Below are 19,201 nucleotides of genomic sequence, written 5' to 3'. Positions count from 1 at the left end.
GGCAGTTTTGCTAATAAAAGTGCTGCTTCCATGTTTGTTTAAATCCACCTATCCAACACAGCTTTCATAATTGAGAAGTATCTTAACATGGTTTGGTCATTGGTCATTGGTCATTTGTCATTTGTCATTTGTCATTAATCTTCTGCTCTTCCACTCTCGATTGATTTCTCATCTCCCCTTTCTTCGGTGAGCCAGTGACCAAATTCTGCGACAAAGCGATCGCTCAATATTGCTTCTCTAATTTTTTGCGTAAAGCGAATTAGTTCGGTAATGTTGTGAATGCTCAACAAGGTATAAGCCAAAATTTCCTGCGATCGCACTAAATGAGATATGTAAGCACGGCTAAAATTTTGACAAGTGTAGCACGGGCAAGTTTCATCTAATGGAGTAAAATCTTCACGAAACTTAGCATTTTTTAAATTCCAGCGTCCGCCTTGGACTATCGCTGTACCATGTCTTGCCCAGCGGGTGGGAATAACACAATCAAATAAATCTATACCAGATGCGATCGCGATCGCCATTTCCCGATAAGTACCCACACCCATTAAGTAACGCGGCTTTTCGGGCGGTAAAAGTGGTGCTGTCACTTTTACAATCTCAGCCATTAATTCTGGCGGTTCTCCCACACTCACACCACCAATGGCATATCCGGGCAAATCTAACTTAGCCAAAGCTTCCGCCGCGTGGCAACGCAAATCTAAATACACACCCCCTTGCACAATCCCAAACAACGCCTGATCGCTGCGTTGATGAGCTGTTATACAGCGTTCTAACCAGCGGTGAGTGCGCTCGGTTGCAGTTTCTACCTCTTGGCGAGTCGCTGGGTAGGGCGGACACTCATCAAAGGCCATAATCACATCAGCCCCCAAAGTATTTTGAATCTGAATGGAGCGCTCTGGTGTTAAGTTAATAATTTGTCCATCATGGGGTGAGCGAAAAGTTACGCCTTCTTCAGTAATTTTTCGCATCTCGCTTAAGCTGAAGACCTGAAACCCACCTGAATCTGTGAGCATTGGGCCGTTCCACCCCATAAATTTATGCAACCCACCACCTCCAGCCACGATCGCTTCTCCTGGTTGTAGGTGAAGATGATAAGTATTGGATAAGATCATTTGCGCCCCAGTCTCTCGTAGCTGGGCTGGGGTGATAGTTTTGACATTAGCCAGTGTTCCCACTGGCATAAATCTGGGGGTTTCTACAAGACCGTGAGGGGTGAAAAACACTCCTGCTCTAGCTTTGGTTTGGCTACAGCAAGCAAGACATTGAAAAGAAAAATTCGCACTCATGCCATTTGGAATTTTAGATTTTAGACTTCGGCTGCGCTCAGTCGAACGATTTTGGATTGTGAAACGCTAATAGGTAAAGAGTTTCAGAAATCCATAACTAATACAACGCGGCAAAAATAAACCTATCATTCAAAACAGCCAGAAAGCCCAAAATGAAAGCTTTTTGATTTTTGCCTTGCGACACTAGCAGCCATAAAACCAAATGGTATTAGGGCAAAAATAATATTATTTGGCTAAATTATGGCCAAATATCAAAATTGATAATTAAGTTTTAGTGAACACTTAAGCATTCATTACTAACCTAGTTACCAACTTTACGAGTATATACTCTAAATAATTGTTATTTAGAAAGAATCAGAACAGTCATCGTCAATTTCTGCATCCCACCTGGCTGAGAGTACTTGTTCCATCATCGCTTCTATGGCGCTGACATTGAAGCTTCGCTCTCGTCGCTCTTGTAAAGGGGTTGATCGGGGAATCAACCGCAGACACAATCCTTCTTGCATCAAATCGAAGTAGGTTTCTTGTTGCGATGACTGTTTTAGTTCCAAGTAATCAAAACTACAAACATTCAGATATAGCGCGCGGTTAGCCACTAAGGTAGACCTTTGCGGATTGGCAAAAACTTCCATCACATCCCCTTCACCCTCGCTCAGTACCTTATCTTCTTGGGTGTAGATGTAGTGGACTCGACCTAAATCTGCCAGCAATCGCCGGATGTCGAGCTTATTCACAATGATGCCCGTGTTAATAATGCACGGAGCTGGTATCCTGGTGTCGGGTAGATGGTGACTCATAGGAAAATTGCGATTGAGCTAAGGAGAGCAACAACATAGCTAAACTGTCATAATTGAATAGCTTATTTACTCCCTACATTTAAAAAAATATCAATTTTATGGGGCAATCGTCTAATAATTTGGAGTAAGTTTTTAGTTAACGAATACAAGACACAAATTTTGCTCCCTGATAGAATTTTCACTTCCTAAGATACTCGTTAACTGTATAATAAAATACTCAAAATTATTTATTTACCACTTAGACCAGCATAACAAAATTTTCAACGAGAATGTTTAATAGAAGTAAATCTTATTTAAAGTTTTAAAGTCTACTGATGTCGGTTGTACCGAAATTATGACTATTATCCAGCAATTTACCAAAAATTAATGTAATTCAGATGACGAAACAGCAACAGTGGTGGAAAAAGCTGCTGTTAAAGCTGGCGGCTAGTATCATATTTTACACAATTATTCCATTGCCGTATTTAAACGGATTGGACTTTAGGGGAGTAGCGCATCTTGCTTGCCTTGTAGGATTGATAATCGGGGGAATTTTAGGGTTTCTGGATACAGGGATGGATTATCTGGGGATGCCCGTGTTAACTCGTAGTGCTTTGGTAGTAAGTGTTTGGATTGCTATAACTGGAGGATTACACTTAGATGGGGCAATGGATACTGCCGATGGTTTAGCAGTAGGCAACCCAGATCGGCGACTGGAGGTGATGGCAGATAGTGCTACAGGAGCCTTTGGAGCAATGGCTGCGATCGCCTTGGTGCTACTGAAAATAACAGCTTTGACGGATATGTCAGAAAACCGTTGGTTATTGCTGATGGCTGCTTGTGGCTGGGGACGTTGGGGACAGCAATTAGCGATCGCCCGATATCCTTATCTGAAAGCAACTGGTAAAGGCGCATTTCACAAACAAGCCATTCGTTCTTACAAAGATTTGTTACCGGGATTGTTCTTGTTGTTTAGTTTGAGTGGTTTACTTTGGCTAATAGATAAACAACAGCTATTTCTCGCACTGACAATCATAGTTGTTGGAAGTGCGATCGCCACTTTAACTGGCGCATGGTTCAACCATAAACTAGGTGGACACACAGGAGATACCTACGGCGCAGTTGTTGAGTGGACTGAAGCCTTATTTCTCTGTGTATTGACCGCTTTTTAAGAAGGGGAGCAGTACCAGTAGCAGCAAGTCTTTCCCATTTGCCCTTCTGTCCCTTTGTACCTCTGCCTCTTTCCCATGCCCAATGACAAATGACAAATGACAAATGACAAACGACTACTTCATTTAATCGCTTGCAACTTTGTCACTTTGAGTTTAAAAGCCCCAACCCCAGTTTCCCCAAAAGACCTGACACGAATAACATAATTCCCTGTCTCCACAATGCGAGTAAAGAGTAAGGAATTGCTACTACCATCAGGGCCGTCATCATTTTCTGCCAGAGTTGAACCATCAGGTGCCAGCAGTGTGATGATACTGTCAAAGTTTTCTGATGACAGGTCAACTGCTAAATTATCACCCTTCTGCAACTTCACTGTGTAATCACGGGCAAACCCACCTTGACCGGTGGGAATGTCTTTTTCTGACAGGCTATCAGAAAGTTCAGTACTGTTAGATAAAGGAATTGGACTATACAATTTATTTTGAGCAAAAGCTGCACTGGTACTAATGCCTATTGCCAGCAATGTGGCAGGAATGATGATGAGTTGTTTTAAACCTGCCGCCAAAACTTTATTCATACATTTCAAGCAATTTTTCTACAAAAATAGGGTAATTCGGTCAATTTATACATTTATCTGTCAAAGCTTGCCCATTGCTTCTTAATTTATCCGTCTTTGACGGCAGTGGCTACAGCTACTAATCCTAAGACCACAATTCCATACTGACGAAGTGTTTGCACAGCAGACCTGGCAGTAGCACCAGTAGTATAAATGTCGTCTACCAACAGCACTGGGACATTTGGAGGACGATGACGAAATTCTTGCCCAATAGCAAAAGCTTTGTCCAAGTTTTTTTCTCGTTTAGATACCGACAAACCAAACTGCGCTTCAGTTTCTCGCACTCTTGCTAAACCGTTTAGTCTCAATTTTAATCCAGTTATTTCGCAGAAACTTTGTGCTATCAGTGCAGCTTGATTGTATTTACGTTGTTTTTGTTTGCTAGCGTGAAGTGGGATAGGAACTACTACAGGCTGGCTATCTCGCCTTGGTGAATTTAACAACCATGCTTCTCCTAACCATTGACCTAAAGGACGAGCTATTTGGGGTTGATTTTCATATTTCATCGCTGCGATCGCTCGTTTCACTGGGCCACCATATTCCCCCCAGCCAAACACTGGTATAGGCTCTTGCCATAAAGAAATCGGGTCTTTACGTTGACATTTTTGCAGTTGTCTGGTGCAGTTATGACAGAATTCTTGGGAAGTTGCGCGTTGACATAGAGGGCAATGGGATTGGAGAAAAAGATTGAGTAAGCCTGTGAGATTTTTAATCCAAGGGTGCATTTAGAATTGTCCTTTGTCATTAGTCATTAGTCATTAGTCTTTGACCAATGACTTAACATACACGCGATCGCACCTTGTTGTTTCTACTCCTGTTGCTGGACTGTAGCCATTGCTTTCATACAGCTTGACTGCTTCCACCAAAACGCTGGCGGTTTCAATCCAAATTTGCCCAAAACCACGCTTTGCGATCGCTGCTTCTAGCTGTTGTAACAAATATTTCCCTAATCCCAAACCCCTGATGCTGGGCAAAAGATACATTTTGCGGATTTCTACAGCTTTTTCGCCTCGGTGTATGGGGTAGTATGCTCCAGTACCTACTAACTGACTTTGGTGTTCAATTACCCAAAACTCTCCCCCAGTAGCTAAATAACATTCCTCTACTCGCAGCACATCTTGGTCAGCACCCTTGGGTTCCCAAGCCAGACCGTATTCTGATAACACATAACTGATGACTTCAGCGGCTCTTGTGCGATCGCTTTTCACCCAATCACGAATTAAAAAATCTTGATAATAGTTTTTCATTACCATTTGCTGGTCAAGTTTACACAGAAAAATTTTCCGCATCTATATCCCAATTTACTCAGCAAATAGCTTTTTTGGCAGAGTCCATTTCAGGCTGTACTCTCAAGGCGTGAATTATGTCAGTGCTGAGAAAAGTCATCTTTAACAAAGAAATCAGTTCTACATCGACCTACATCATCAATGCACAACAAGGTATATTCCTACCAATTATTACTGATTGAAAAATTGTTTATGACCTTAAATTATATTTATTATGTAAAAAATAATTCCAAAAGATGTTCGAACTCTGCTTCTTTTTGCAACATTTGCCTGTACTGCGATTGCATCATCGGCTGCAAGATGTTTGGCAATAGGGGCATCGATTTTTTTTGGATGCACCCGTAAAAACTGCAATCTTTCTTGCTAGTTTTTTCTTGATTATAAGTCCTGTAGTTGTTGAGTTTGAAAAAGTTATCCGAAAGGGGTTGCGAAAAAACGAGAACGCACCCGTTCGGGTCTTCGACATTGATGTTTTAAATCAGTGGATCGGTGTCACCCTTTGAGGAACGACAGCCTGTCTGCATAAATAAGAGGGGTAAAGGGTAAAAGGTTGATAATAGTCTCCCATCATAAGAGCAATAGCAATAGCTTTTTACCCTTTCCCTTGCCCCTTACCGTTCAGGGTAAATAACTTCTGATACACTTCCTGCTCCTGCCTTCTTGTATTAAGGCAATGTTGCTTCAGAAATGCTCAAAGTTTTGTTGGCGTCAGCTTTCGAAGACTCATTTCCTGGAACGGATGCAGTTATCTCCCCAATGGTGCTGTCGTTTGTCGCGCTACCAGGACGCAAGGCACTTAAAGCAGTCTTAATCACAACGGCTGTAGGTACTGCCACAATTACACCCAACAGTCCGCCAATTCTTGCCCCTGTTAAGACCGAAATTAAAATCCAAACTGGATTTAAACCGGTAAAACTGCCTAAAATTCGGGGGGCAATTAAGTTTTCGAGAATTTGCTGTACAATTACCGCTGCGATCAACACTCTCACACCCATTGAAAAATCTTGCAACGCCACCAATAGTGTAGTCATTGCAATGCCTACAGAGCCGCCAAAGGGAACAAGAGCCATCAGACCAATAGTTAGTCCGAATAGCAATCCAAATGGCACTTTCAGCCACAAAAAGGTAGGAATCAGGGCTGAAGCCATACAGGTAGATAAAATCAACTGGGTGATGAAGAAATTTTGAAAGCTTAAGCGGACTGTTTTAGAGAAAGGCTCACGAAATTTATTAGGTAGCCATTCGACTAAACTTTGCCAGAGTTCACCCCCGTGCTGTAAAAGATAAAAAGTCAAAACCATCGTCAAGAGAATATCTAGCAGACTAGTAACTGTGAGTACAGCCAGATTTAAAACTTGTCCAGCGATCGCTTGTAATTGTCCTTTGACGCGATCGTTGATTTGCACCACCAGAGCATCGAGGTTAATCGGTAAGCCAAAAGTCTCAGCTTTTTCGTTTAATATCATTAACTGCGAGCGTCCAGAGTCGATTAACTCTGGCAAACGCGCCACCAGCTGTTGAGCTTGGGTAAGAGCCAGGGGAAAAAGTGTCACACCCAATGCCAATAAAATCGATAAAGCCAAGAGAAATACTAAAATAGCAACTTGCTCTCTCTTAGCACCATGATGCTCCATCCAGCTCACGGGGTAGTTGAGCAGAAATGCTAGCACTGAGGCTCCGACTAAAATGACTATGAGAGAATGGAAATAATTGAAAAATACCGAAATTGCCCAACCATTGATAACTAGCAGCGGAGCGAATAGCGCGATCGCCCCGATTCGCGCTATTGGAGTGAATGTTTGCCACCAGTCGAGTAGCTTACGTGTCTGCATTTTGAGCTGATTGCGGAATAGAACTAAATGAAATTTTTCTTTACAGCTTATTATCTCTAACTATACAAGTCTTATTCATCCTTCTAGTTTAGGAGTTAGACTAACCCCAATGAAGAATTTTGAACCAAAAGAGAATGGGGAGTGGGGAATGGGGAGTGGGGAGTGGGAAGCAGGGAAGCAGGGGAGTAGAGAAGCAGGGGAGCAGGGGGAGAATAATAATGCCCCTTACCCCTTATCCCCAGAGGGGACCCCACCATCCCCAATGCCCAAAACACAGTTGCTTTTACATTTAGTTCCGATCATCGGCTTTTTTCCATCCTTGTGGACGCTCTATCGGGGCCAGGGTAGTCGGGAACAACTTGCTATTAGTCGTCTGTCTATTACTTTGGCACTTACTTGGCTGTTGAGTTATCTATTATTAGCTACCGGGGCAGCAACTTCAGATTTTTTTTCGCTACGTCTATTTATCCTCAATAGCTTTCTCACATCAGGTTACTTTTTAGTAAGTATTTGGTTGATTTTGCGCCTAATGCAGGGCAAATCTGGTCGTTTACCAGGGTTTAGTAATTTAGCTGAACGAGTGCTTGGCAAGTATTTATCTTAATTTTTTAAGGTGAGAAATTGTCGGTGTTTTTACTGAATTTTGGAAAATTTTTGGCTGATTTCTCTATATATCTAGTCAAATCCAGTTTATTATTGCCATACTTCAGTAAAACATCTCCAGGTTGTCCCAAAAAAAGAATAAATGCTGCTATAAGTGTTGTGGTTGACACTACATTAAAAAAGTTAGCACCGATAATTAAGAGTTAGCTATTATGGGTTGATTTGTTTGGATGTTTTTAGTCTGCAAAATTACTGAATTTGATTAGTGAGTAAGTGTGAGGAAGTCTGTGACCATTCAAAGAAGTTCGGCAGAAGAAAACCAGTCGGGAAAAGCCTCAAAGTCCAATAAAAAAATTCCCCAAAACTCGACATCAGGACGTTGGCTGTGGTTTTGGGTAGGTATGGGTGGTATTGCGATGGTATCTGCAACAGCGGGGGCGCTTTTAGCAGTGTCTTTGACGAGTACGCCTTTGCAACAAGCGCAGCTAACTCCCAAGGATGAGGCGGCCTTTGATAGCGATCGCATTTCTGGAGGTGTGCTGCGATTTTCAGAATTAACTCGTCCAGTGAATCTTTTGGTGATGGGAATGAGCGTACTTCCCCCAGATGTCCAAAACCCTCCTGAAGAAACCAAAAACCTCAAATACCTACCCCAAATAAACTCTTTTGATGGTCTTTCCGATGTGATGCTCTTGGTCAAATTTGATCCAGAGACGAAAAAAATAAATATGCTCTCCATTCCCAGAGATACCCGCACGGAAATAGAGGGGTATGGAGTGAAAAAAATTAACTCCGCCAACCTTGAAGGTGGGCCAGCTTTGACTGCCAGAACTGTTAGCAATCTCTTAGGTGGGGCGGGAATCGATCGCTATGTCCGAATTAACGTTTTGGGAGTTGCCAAGCTGATTGATGCTTTGGGTGGCGTAACTGTTTACGTTCCTAAAGATATGAAATATCAAGATGATTCTCAGCATTTGTACATCAATTTGAAGGCTGGTAAGCAGCATCTCAATGGCGACCAAACATTGCAATTGTTGCGTTTTCGCCATGACGAACTCGGTGATATTGGTCGGATTCAGCGCCAGCAAATGGTCATGCGTGCTTTGATGGAGCAAACACTCAACCCAGCAACTGTTGCTCAATTACCTAAAGTTCTTGATGTCGTGAAAGACCATATTGATACTAACTTGACTGTTGAAGAGTTAGTGGCGCTAATGGGTTTTGGAGTACGGACAAATCGCTCTAATATGCAAATGTTAATGCTGCCAGGTCGCTTTAGCGAGAAGAATGAGTATGACGCTAGCTATTGGTTGCCCAACAAAGATGGGATTGCGAAACTAATGGCTCAACACTTTGGTTTGGAGTCAGAACAGGAACAGTTGGCAACTACAACTAACCCCCGCTCTTTGCGTGTAGCAATTCAAGATAGTACAGGTGGCGATCGCTCTAACCTGCAACCGTTAATTAGAGCTTTGGAAAAATCTGGATATCGCAATATCTATGTGGCCAAGGCATGGGGTGAACCTCTAGATGTAACTCACATTGTCGCCCAACAAGGAGATGGTGACAGTGCCGAGTCAATTCGCGGCACTTTGGGATTTGGAGAAGTGCGCGTGGAAAGCACTGGTAACCTTGGCTCAGATATCAGTATCCAGGTAGGTAAAGATTGGTTGGAACAAAAATCTATTTTGGAGAAGTCGTTGACACCCTAAAAGGTATATTTGCTGATACTGAATTTACTACTTGGCTCAGTTCTTGGAGTTTAGTTGCTACTACACCATTGGTTAATAATTCTTCTGCTTTAGCTAAACCCTCTGCCATATCTGAACAAATACCACTCCGCCATAGATAAAATCCGCCATTCCACAAGGCTGTTTGCATCAATTCACCTGGTTTACCTGCCAAAACCTCTTGAATATCCGCCACCAGTTCTTCAGTAGTTCCAAGGGGTACGTTTTTGGTAGTAAAACCGTAATCGCGCGGTACGAGGTGCAATCGTTCTACCTCTTGGGGTGCTACCGATGAAGATAAGCTGATGATTGCAGTGCGATCGCGCGGTAAGTCGCAACTACCTTCCAACCCTTTGACTAATGTAAATTTTGTCACTCCCCGCAGTCCTAGAGCTATGTGAAACATCCCTTCTGTCGGTGGATGGACAAACCCAGCAATTACGTGGACATCACCAGTATAAGGACACCAGATTAGCTCCATTGTCGCCAACGGCGGACGTTTGCCAAGTTGGTCGCGGTACTCCCAAATACTTGTAGTTAAGGGAAAATGCTGAGGTAGATAAATAAAGCCGATTCCCGTTTGCTCAAACACTTGTTGAGTTTGTGCTAGGGGTAAGGCAGTCCAATCGACTCCTAAACCCTGCCAAATATCTATCAGGGGTAAGCCGTACTTCGTTGGTAGGCGATCGCTACCATGCATTACCACTGGTTGTCCAACTGCGGCGAGTAATAAAGCTGTTACCGGACTAATCGGTGCTGTACGTGTCCTCCCATCATAAGGGATGCCAAGAGCGATCGCTGGTCGCCCAGAGGCTATGGGTTGCAGTTTTGGCCCCAGTTCTTCATAAGCATCCAACATTCCGGCTAACTCTTCTCCCGTAGGACGCTTGATTCGGTGAGCAATCAAAAACGCCCCAATTTGGGCTGGTGTCGCTTCACCCAGCAGCATCATTTTAGTAGCGGTGGCTGCTTGGGCGCGAGTTAAATTCTCGGCTGTGTGGTTTCCACTGCCTACTTTTTGCAGAAATTCCCGAAATACATTGCTCATTTTTCCTTTGTCCTCTGTCCACCGTCATTTGTCTATTGTCCTTTGTCTTTCGGGATAACCGAAAATGACTTTTAAGAAAAGAAATTTCCACGTTAGGTTTTGATAGTTCACAAATCTCCTGGCTCTTGAAAGCGATACTTGGCCGCTTTCAAGAATCAGAAGATTTTTTGCAACTGCCTCACCTTCCATCTGCCAGAGAGTCAGTATGAAAGACATCGAAATTGAGATCGTTGATAATTTTGAAACGTTTCAAGCGATCAGAAACCATTGGGACGCTGTATACAAAACCGATCCTGAAGCTCAATTCTTCTTGTCTTGGACTTGGATATCTGGTGTGGTGAAAAGATTGTGCAGCCATTCCCGTGCTGCGTGGTTTATATTAGCAGCAAAATCAACTGCCCCAACTTCAGAGTATGTGGCATTTTTTCCGCTAGAAATTGGGATCGCAGAACATCCCGAAGGCTGGCTCCAGAGTCGTCTGTCGATGATGGGAGTTGCAGATTCAGAGCATCTTGGGTTTATTTGCTTGCCAGAGTACGAAGTAGCAGTCACTTCTGCCTTTGCCAAATTCCTCCAGCAACAACAGGAAACTTGGTCTACTTTTGAAGTCGCAAATATTCAAACGAGCAAATGTCGAATGAGTCGGTTTCTGGATCAGTTCTCCACAGAAACCTTTGAATCGGTATTAAAATCAAGGTCAGTGTTGCAAAACAATAGAAGGCAAGTGCCCGATTGAAAATCGCTGTAAGATGTGTAGCACTTTATTAACTTGATTTTTAATAAACTCAGGACTCTTTCAAGTTCGTTAATTCTTCAAACCTATATTTGTCAAATTTTCAGGCTTTATCAACAGTCGAACTTACATTAGCTTAATATTTTTCTCGCTCCCAGATAGATCATCACAAAGACACGATTTATCGCGTCTCTTTCCAAAACAGAGAATGCTGATGAACCAATCAGCTTTTTACTACACTACATATACAGTGAAATTAACTAGGTTGTCTTGACCAAATCGCAGCGAATCGCCGTTAAGCAGGCGATACTGCATACCGGGAGTCAGAGAATTGTTGTTTAAATAAATACCATTTGTACTCATATCAACAATCATATAAGAATTTTGCGACCAGTCCCAATCGACTCGCGCATGACGACGAGAGACTATTCCCTCACTAGGAATGCCGGTCAAGTCAATTTCTGGCGGCGCTATTCCTGGACTCTGACTACGGCGACCAATATAACCTCCTTCTCCAATGAGGTGAAATTCTCTGCCAGTACTATGAATCAGCTTTAAGGCTGGCGCTCTTTGAGGCGGAGGGGTATAAACAGGTGGCGTTGGTTGATAGGAAACTCGTGGCTGATAGACTGTTGAATAATCAATGGGAGCTTGTTGGGGAGCTTGGTAGTTAGGTTGGTCTGTAGGCGGCCGCTGATACTGAACAGGTGGTTGACTAGGTTGTTGTTGAATAGGCGGAGGTTGACTTGGTGGTTGTGGTGTAGAAGAAACTACATTACCCACAGGGGTGGAACACCAAGGACAAACCTTAGCATTGTTAGGCAAGGCGCGGTTAAAATATTCGCAACTAGGATTAGGGCACCGATTTGCAGGCATAAGAATTTATATCATCAGGCATAGGTTGTAAAGCTACAAGACCTACTTTACTAAGTAAACACTGACCCTGACGAGTAGTTAGCATCTGGGCAAATGTAGAACCACCAGGTAGGCGGTTGCTGTCTTTAGGGTACACTACAAAAATAGGGTATCCCAAGGCGTAGCTTTGGAAAGTTGTGACATCAACATAATAATCATCATGTTGACACAAATCATCTGAGGGATTAATTGAGCGACGATCGCGCTTTTGAAACAGAGGTTGAATAGCAGACTTTTTACCATCTGCGATCGCTAAAGGATAGCCAGTACACTGACTCGAAGTTTTACTGATAATTCCAAAACTGATAATACCAGTAGTTCGCCCATCTAAAGTTTCACTGCGTATCAGGTTTTGGGTTTTTGTTGTATCGAGTTTAGTAACTTTCGCTGCAAATAAAGCTTCGTCTTGAGGGGCATTTTGCAGAACTATTTGTTGAAATTTACTGATTGCTTCCGGTTCAGTCGGGGCAAAAGGTTTCACAGGCAGATTTGGAAGTTTAGGATTAATCTGCTGCCAATTAGTAATTTTACCTGTGTAAATTTGACGCAATTGCTCAAGATTGATTTGTCCCCCAAGAGCATTGGCAAGATTTGAGTCTCTTTTATTAAATGCGACAAAAACAAGTAACCCATCATAGGCTACTTCTTGTTTCGCAAGTTTATCTGTAATGTTGTCTACCAGACTAGTAATGGCAAAATCTTTTTTATTTGTTTGAACTTCTTCGATACTTTGAATTGGATTATTTATATTTGATGAAAAAACAGATTTATAGTCAAATGTTGCTGTTGCATCTGGCTTTGGTCTGGTCAATAAATCTCCTAAACGGCTGTTGTCCACTAATTGCGTTAAAACAAAACTCCATGTACTATCTTTTTCTCCTGTGTAAGTAAATTGTCCAGAAGGAACGTTGGGGACTTCGGAAAAATTCCGCACAAGTCTAGACCATTGGATATATTGATTAGGATTATCTGTCTTCCTACCCCAAAGCCAATACCAAATTCCCCCGCCAAGTAGTAATAGAAATAGGATTAATAACAAAAATAAGGGCGTTGGCAAAGGCTTTTTTAGTTCTTGAGAACCTGGCGAACGCACTGAACTTGAACTTTTAGCACGATCTTCTTGAGGAAGTTCTAGTAGTGCTTTACGAGCCGCTTCTGCACTCTCAAAAGGGGTTTCTAGCCGAATTAAGCGATAAATGAACTGCTTTAAATAGCTATCGGTATCCGGCCATTGTTGATTATCTCTAGGATTGAGAGGCTGGTTAGATGAAAAATTAGTTGTCCGCCCTACCCATAAATAAAAGGCTAATAATCCTAATGATTCTAAATCTTGCTCAGGTCTGGCGGCAGCAGGTTGAGGAATAATCGGGGGAATAAATAAGTTTTCCCAGATAGCTAAATCACAAAAGTATATAGAAAATTTTTGATTATTTTCTACTTTAATCAAAGTACTATCTAAATTGATATTGCCGTGAGTGATACCTAGTTGTGTTTGATTGGAGGGAAAACGCAGCTTTTGAGTGTGGAGAAACTGGAGAGTTTGTAAACCTTGATTTAGTACTTCACGCACCTCAAGAGATGTCATTGCTCCCTTTTCTATGAGATATTTACCTAAAGTTTGGGATGACTCTATGCCTTGAGTAATTAAATAACAGCGCTCTCCTTTTTGATCTGCGATCGCTTCTTTAGTTTCCACCAGACGGAAGTTTTGAATTCGACTATCGGCTAAACTTACCCCACCCACCCGTTTAAAAGTCTCTTTTCGCTTTTGAGTCTCACTTTCATTAAAAGAACGATTGGGGAGCAGGTATTCTGTGATGATTACAGGTTGTTTATCTTTAAGTTGAACACCTGAGTATAAACGGCCTAAACCGCGCACGCCAACAAAACTAGTTATTTGATAAGTTCCCTGACTTCCTTTAATCTCAGCCTCCTGTGGTAAAGTTGCTGGAAAACCACATTCCAAGCAAAACTTAGCGCCCTTGATTTGCTGCGCCGTTTGGAAGGGGCGATCGCAACTTAAGGGAGAATTGTACGAGCAGGGGTATTCTTGATAAAAAGATTCAAATGAAGCCATATACAAAAAGTTTCGTGAATTGCGCCGACTACTTCCGTCGCGCTCAAGCATGAACTAATCCTAGCTTGAGGGCAGTCACAATCGCTTGAGTCCGGCTAGTAACCTTCAATTTTTCAAAAATACTAGTGAGATGCGCCTTAACAGTAGCAACTGTTACATACAAATGTTTAGCAATTTCTTCATTAGAAGCACCTTGAGTTAACCAGTATAAAACCTCTTGCTCTCTTTCCGTTAAATGCACCTCATGACATGCTTTTACACAAGAATCTGAATAAGCCTGAAAAAACCGGAAAAATCGACTAGCAACTTCTGAAGGTAGATAAATTTCTGACCTGGTTACAGTGTCAATAGCTTCACACAATTGGGTTGCCACACGATTTTTAAACACATAACCTGCGGCTCCTCCCTGCATAGCTCTAAAAATCCAGTCGTCTTCTTGATGAGCCGACAATACTAAAACTTTGCCACTGTAAGCAGCTTCTTTAAGACGTGCCAGAACTGTAATTCCATCACATCCTTTCAATTGCATATCCAGCAAAATTAAATCTGGACACTTCTGAGTTGTAAATTTTAAAACCTGTTCAACAGAATCTGCATCACCAATAACTTCTACAGGTAACGCAGAATTAATACTATAAAAATTTAGGAGAGTACGTAATCCTTGACGAAAGCGTTCTTCATCATCTACAAGTAAAACTGAAAGTTTATTACTATCATTAATCATATTTTTTATGATGAATTATGAATTAATTCACGCTCCTTGAACGAGGCAAAATCATCGAAAATTGTGCCCCACTTTCTGATAAAACTTGTGCCCAGATACTTCCTTGATGATCCAAAATGATTTTTTTAGCAATAGTTAAACCAAGTCCTGTACCTCCTTTGCGTCGGGAATAAAATGGGGTAAATATTTTTTGTAAGTCTTCTTGAGACAATCCTGGCCCTTGATCGGAGATTTTAATTAAAACTTCATCTTGGAAAATTTGCCAGCTACAGGTAATAGTTCCTGAATTAGGACTGAAATGAGCGGCATTATTGAGGATATTATCAAAAACTTGTTTCATTTGTAATTTGTCTATCTTCAGTATTGTCGATGTATCGGGAATCAATATTTTAAGTTTTTTCTGACTAATTAGAGGTTGCAAATTGGTGATACTTTCACCCAGTAAACTTCTTAAATCTTGATGTGTTACCCTTAATTTTGTACTTTGACCGCAATCAATTAGTTCATTTAAATTAGTATCTAAATCTTGTATACTTTCGCTGATGATTGTTGCTTGCTCTTGCCAAGGGCTATCCTCTAAACCTAAACAGAGATTATGTGCATACAATCCTATGAGTCCTAAAGAGTTACGTAATTGATGACCGACTCGGTGCAAAATATCTTCTAGGAGTTTAATTTCAGTTTTTTGTCTGCCATAGTCTAAGGAAATATCTATATACTTACTCAGCAGCATAGCAGAGCGTTTTACATATAGTTGTAAACTCGACGAGAGAGGTTCATGACTAATGATTTGAATATATTCAGTTTTTTGATTTCTATAAGATATGGGGCAAATGTAAGAAATGGATGAAAAGTCCTTAAGCTTAAATTCCTGTAAATTCAACACAGGCGGAAAATCTGTAAGCCATGCTTCCGATCGCAAATAAGCTAAAGTTTTTGGGGAAAAAGGAACTTGGTCTTGATCATAATTTATCACCTCTTGATTAGCTCTCAATAATGAATCATGATAGACAATGCGAACGAAAAAAATTGGATACTTACTAGTTAACTGCTCAGACTCCAGTCGACAAAAGCTTTGGATGTCTGAGGAACTCAAATAATTAGAGCCATTGTCTAGTTTCTGTACAGAAAAGCCTAGTGTCATAGCTTCACTCGCTTTTTGCAACCAAATGTTTTTACTCTTCTGCTGACCAGTATAAAATTATGCAGTCTCAGCAATGTTTATTTTTTTGTTAAGTTCTCTTTTGAGATAATTCATACAAATAATTATTAAGGTTTGTATTCACACGCGTATTAAGCTAACTTTGCTGTGTAAACAAGTTTGTAGTAAGGACTTTAGTCCTGATGTTAAGCACTGAAATGCTTACTACGTACCCAAGCTTTCGTTAGCTTAATGGACTACTTGGGTCGGCTTTTCAGCCATTAGTGTCAAGTTAAGATGAAATCACTGGGGTCAACTAGTATAGCTAGGGACTGGATGAAAAGTCTTTTTGTGTTTAGGTTTTATCCTCCTCAAATTAAAATTGAACAAAAATAATAATCGGCTGCCTGAATTCAATAAACGACACCCCGAATTCAATAAACGACACCCCGAATTCGATGAATATACCTTTGACATTTGGGCTAACTTGACACCAATGCTTTTCAACCCACCCCACAAGAAAAAAATATAGTGCGTCCAATTAAGAACTGCTCCAGATTAATCTACAAACTGAAGTTGCTGCTTTACGGATTCTTGACCCAATACCCGATTTAAAAAATATCGACAAAAGTCTAATTAACTTTAGAAGCCCGATACATATACTGTAGAGGCATCTGGATTAGCTACCAGCAGAACACCTTCATGCTTATCTTCGTTCTTCAAACTTTAGCCGAAATTCTAGCTGGAGGAACCTCACTTACCAGTACAGAGCAAATTGACTTTAGCCATCCTGGTAATCGTAGGGAAGAGGGAGCAGGCCCGACTCTCAATTTATATATTTTTGATATACGTGAGAGTAAGCAGGTACAACATTCTGGCAGGCAAGTAGAACGCAAGCTAACACGCGCTCTACAACCTGCCACTGTAAATTGGGCACCAGCTTGGTTTGATGTTTCGCTGCTATTAACAGCCTGGGATAGAACAGCTTTAGGTGAGCATCACTTTATTAGTGAGGCATTGACTGTGCTGTTGCGCCATCGCACCTTGGAAGAGGAGTTTTTGGTTCCTGAATTACGGGGCTATGGTAATTTGAACATGACAGTTGCCCTAGAGCCGCCAATTGAGATTGGCTCTTTATGGAGCGCTCTCAGTGTGCCATTGCGTTCAGCCTTATATTTGACAGTTACAATACCCTTCGAGCCACAACCGACTCCAGTGCCTTTGGTTTGGGAGCGAATTTTCAATTTGCGAAATCAATTGTCTCGCGATAGTGACAGTTTAGTATTAACCAGACGAGTTGCGATCGCGGGTATTGTCAAAAGTGCGGTGACAAATTTGCCGCTGGTAGCGACAGAAGTGGCTGTGAGGGGAACTGAAAAATCCATATTAACCACTAAAGAAGGGCTGTTCTTTTTTGAAGACCTTCATTTAGGTAATTATGTTTTGACTCTGAATCATCCGGGCTATTTACCCCAAAACGTCAATGCATTGGTAGATAACCAAAGTCATACTTTCAAAGAAATATTTCTAACTCCTGAATAATTAGATTTTTACTGACTTGGAGAAACTTTCATGGCTAGACTTGATTACTTTGCTCCTGGTGTTTATATCGAAGAAATTGACCGGGGTAGCCGACCAATTGAAGGTGTTAGCACAGCAGTTGCTGGATTTGTAGGCTTTACAGAAGACGTTCGCGGTGGGGCTGAATTATACAAGCCCATGCTAGTAACCACTTGGACGCAATTTTTAAACTACTTTGCCCGTCCCAACTCTGACGGCTTTACCGACTTCAACGCCTATTTACCCTTTTCAGTCTACGGCTACTTTATGAATGGTGGCGGTCGTTGCTGGGTAACAAGCATTGGGACTCAGTTACCAGGCGCACCCAAACCCGCGACTCCAGAACCAGCTAACTTACGAATCAACGCTCGAGGTAATCGTCCAGCCCTGCGTTTTACTTTGCGCCCTGAGCAAGCAGCAGGCGGATTAGTAAATATCGTTATTATAGATGGTTCACCGCGTGCCCTACCTGAAGGTACTGAAGGAGAAGCACCTCCAAATACGGGCGAGTATTTCACCATCCAAATTCGTCGCGGAGATGAACTTTTAGAGGAATATGAGAATTTGACGATGAACCGCGAGCCTAATGGTCAAACGGCAACTTATGCGCTGGCGGCATTGAGAAATTCGATGTATGTCACTCTAGAAGACATCACTCAAAGTGGACAGCCTTTAGCTCGTCGTCCGGTTAATGGTCAATATGAACTAGCGCCACCCATCGTCGCTGCCACACCCGATAGATTTTCGCAAAATTTAGAAGGGGTTAGAGACGATCGCACCGGGGTACGCGGTATCTTTGAAGTTGATGAAATCACAATGCTGGCTTGTCCTGATGTGATGCGGGCTTATCAAGAACAAGTACTGAATTTAGATCAAGTTCACGGCATCATCGAGTTGATGATTAGTATGTGCGAGGGTTCTGCCAGTGGCGATATTCCCAACCCGCCCAACCGGATGGTTGTACTTGATTCGCCACCGGAAGCCGTCAAACCGCAACAAGTAGTGGAGTGGTTGAATAGATTTAACCGTCGTTCGATGTTTGCGGCCCTTTATTATCCTTGGATTAAAGTACCCAATCCACGCGATCGCGGTAATCCAATTTTAGTACCTCCTTGTGGCCATGTGATGGGAGTTTGGGCCCGCACTGACGAAACCAGAGGAGTTTACAAAGCCCCAGCAAATGAAGTTCCCAGAGGCGTAATTGGTTTGGGCTATGACACAAACTTCCGCGAACAAGAACTATTAAACCCCTTGGGGATAAATTGTATTCGCAGCTTCCCCAATCGAGGTATCCGCATTTGGGGCGCACGTACTCTAGTTGAGCCAGATAAAACAGAGTGGCGTTACATCAGTGTGCGTAGATTAATTAGCTATATCGAGAAATCCCTAGAACTGGGGACTCAGTGGGTAGTTTTTGAACCGAACGACCAAGATTTATGGGCGCGTGTCACCCGCACCGTCAGTAATTTCTTAGAACGTATCTGGCGTGAAGGTGCTTTATTTGGTGCATCTCCAGCACAAGCATTTTATGTCAAGTGTGACGAAGAATTGAACCCACCAGAAACCAGAATTTTAGGACGTTTATATATTGAAGTCGGAGTTTGTCCCGTCAGACCGGCTGAATTTGTTGTTTTCCGTATCAGCCAATGGAATGGCATTGAAGATAGCGAATAGGGCATTGGGCATTGGGCATTGGGCATTGGG

17 protein-coding genes are annotated in these 19,201 nt (G+C 42.1%); 6 read left to right on the top strand and 11 right to left on the bottom strand.

All coding sequences use genetic code 11. The features are described from left to right. Positions 1 to 134: 134 nt before the first annotated feature. Positions 135 to 1,286: a tRNA guanosine(34) transglycosylase Tgt gene (tgt, locus tag RMY16_RS22345; protein WP_322738208.1), complete on the bottom strand. Its 1,152-nt coding sequence runs from the start codon at positions 1,284 to 1,286 to the stop codon at positions 135 to 137. 344 nt (positions 1,287 to 1,630) lie between these two features. After that, on the bottom strand, positions 1,631 to 2,083 hold the full coding sequence (locus tag RMY16_RS22340; RefSeq protein ID WP_322738207.1) for a hypothetical protein: 453 nt from the start codon (positions 2,081 to 2,083) through the stop codon (positions 1,631 to 1,633). 377 nt (positions 2,084 to 2,460) lie between these two features. On the opposite strand from RMY16_RS22340, the gene cobS reads away from it, so the two are divergent. Further along, entirely contained in the window at positions 2,461 to 3,234 is a 774-nt protein-coding gene (gene cobS / locus RMY16_RS22335) for an adenosylcobinamide-GDP ribazoletransferase (RefSeq protein WP_322738206.1), read from the top strand. Positions 3,235 to 3,353: 119 nt separating this feature from the next. On the opposite strand, the gene RMY16_RS22330 is transcribed toward cobS, so the two are convergent. From RMY16_RS22330 to RMY16_RS22315, 4 genes are all read right to left on the bottom strand, one after another. Beyond that, positions 3,354 to 3,809 carry a PPC domain-containing protein gene (locus tag RMY16_RS22330; protein WP_322662017.1) on the bottom strand — a complete coding sequence of 152 codons (456 nt, stop codon included), beginning with the start codon at positions 3,807 to 3,809 and terminating at the stop codon, positions 3,354 to 3,356. A gap of 86 nt (positions 3,810 to 3,895) precedes the next feature. After that, positions 3,896 to 4,573, bottom strand: coding sequence for a ComF family protein (locus RMY16_RS22325; RefSeq protein ID WP_322738205.1), 678 nt, complete (start codon positions 4,571 to 4,573; stop codon positions 3,896 to 3,898). Positions 4,574 to 4,606: 33 nt separating this feature from the next. Then, complete coding sequence (locus RMY16_RS22320; RefSeq protein ID WP_322662013.1) at positions 4,607 to 5,095, bottom strand: GNAT family N-acetyltransferase; 489 nt, start codon at positions 5,093 to 5,095, stop codon at positions 4,607 to 4,609. Between the two features lie 704 nt (positions 5,096 to 5,799). Continuing rightward, entirely contained in the window at positions 5,800 to 6,966 is a 1,167-nt protein-coding gene (locus RMY16_RS22315; protein WP_322738204.1) for an AI-2E family transporter, read from the bottom strand. Positions 6,967 to 7,228: 262 nt separating this feature from the next. Between RMY16_RS22315 and RMY16_RS22310 the strand changes: the two genes are divergently transcribed. Both RMY16_RS22310 and RMY16_RS22305 read left to right on the top strand, forming a co-directional pair. Then, positions 7,229 to 7,570: a hypothetical protein gene (locus RMY16_RS22310; RefSeq protein ID WP_322738224.1), complete on the top strand. Its 342-nt coding sequence runs from the start codon at positions 7,229 to 7,231 to the stop codon at positions 7,568 to 7,570. Between the two features lie 286 nt (positions 7,571 to 7,856). Then, complete coding sequence (locus RMY16_RS22305; RefSeq protein WP_322738203.1) at positions 7,857 to 9,281, top strand: LCP family protein; 1,425 nt, start codon at positions 7,857 to 7,859, stop codon at positions 9,279 to 9,281. Here the strand turns inward: RMY16_RS22305 and RMY16_RS22300 are convergent. Further along, positions 9,253 to 10,347, bottom strand: a complete 1,095-nt coding sequence (locus RMY16_RS22300) for an anthranilate phosphoribosyltransferase family protein (protein WP_322738202.1) — start codon at positions 10,345 to 10,347, stop codon at positions 9,253 to 9,255. The genes RMY16_RS22305 and RMY16_RS22300 overlap by 29 nt on opposite strands. Positions 10,348 to 10,552: 205 nt before the next feature. Between RMY16_RS22300 and RMY16_RS22295 the strand changes: the two genes are divergently transcribed. Next, positions 10,553 to 11,083, top strand: coding sequence for a hypothetical protein (locus RMY16_RS22295; RefSeq protein WP_322738201.1), 531 nt, complete (start codon positions 10,553 to 10,555; stop codon positions 11,081 to 11,083). 231 nt (positions 11,084 to 11,314) lie between these two features. On the opposite strand, the gene RMY16_RS22290 is transcribed toward RMY16_RS22295, so the two are convergent. Genes RMY16_RS22290 through RMY16_RS22275 form a run of 4 tightly spaced genes read right to left on the bottom strand, consistent with a single transcriptional unit; the run spans position 11,315 to position 15,940 of the window. Beyond that, the gene (locus RMY16_RS22290) at positions 11,315 to 11,956 is read right to left on the bottom strand and encodes an FHA domain-containing protein (RefSeq protein WP_322738200.1); all 642 of its coding nucleotides are present in this window, start codon (positions 11,954 to 11,956) and stop codon (positions 11,315 to 11,317) included. Then, positions 11,934 to 14,123 (bottom strand): substrate-binding domain-containing protein, encoded by a 2,190-nt coding sequence (locus RMY16_RS22285; RefSeq protein ID WP_322738199.1) that lies wholly within the window; start codon positions 14,121 to 14,123, stop codon positions 11,934 to 11,936. The genes RMY16_RS22290 and RMY16_RS22285 overlap by 23 nt, the downstream gene beginning before the upstream one ends. Then, on the bottom strand, positions 14,116 to 14,796 hold the full coding sequence (locus RMY16_RS22280) for a response regulator transcription factor (RefSeq protein WP_322738198.1): 681 nt from the start codon (positions 14,794 to 14,796) through the stop codon (positions 14,116 to 14,118). Before RMY16_RS22280 ends, RMY16_RS22285 begins: the two co-directional genes overlap by 8 nt. A gap of 22 nt (positions 14,797 to 14,818) precedes the next feature. Beyond that, positions 14,819 to 15,940, bottom strand: a complete 1,122-nt coding sequence (locus tag RMY16_RS22275; RefSeq protein WP_322738197.1) for a HAMP domain-containing sensor histidine kinase — start codon at positions 15,938 to 15,940, stop codon at positions 14,819 to 14,821. Positions 15,941 to 16,639: 699 nt separating this feature from the next. Here RMY16_RS22275 and RMY16_RS22270 point away from each other — a divergent pair. Both RMY16_RS22270 and RMY16_RS22265 read left to right on the top strand, forming a co-directional pair. After that, positions 16,640 to 17,479 (top strand): Pvc16 family protein, encoded by an 840-nt coding sequence (locus tag RMY16_RS22270; RefSeq protein WP_322738196.1) that lies wholly within the window; start codon positions 16,640 to 16,642, stop codon positions 17,477 to 17,479. Between the two features lie 30 nt (positions 17,480 to 17,509). Then, the gene (locus RMY16_RS22265; protein WP_322738195.1) at positions 17,510 to 19,171 is read left to right on the top strand and encodes a phage tail sheath family protein; all 1,662 of its coding nucleotides are present in this window, start codon (positions 17,510 to 17,512) and stop codon (positions 19,169 to 19,171) included. The last annotated feature ends 30 nt before the right edge of the window (positions 19,172 to 19,201 follow it).

Source organism: Nostoc sp. DedQUE12b (genome assembly GCF_034530835.1).
Classification (GTDB): domain Bacteria; phylum Cyanobacteriota; class Cyanobacteriia; order Cyanobacteriales; family Nostocaceae; genus Nostoc.
This window is presented reverse-complemented; position numbering and strand designations above follow the sequence as displayed.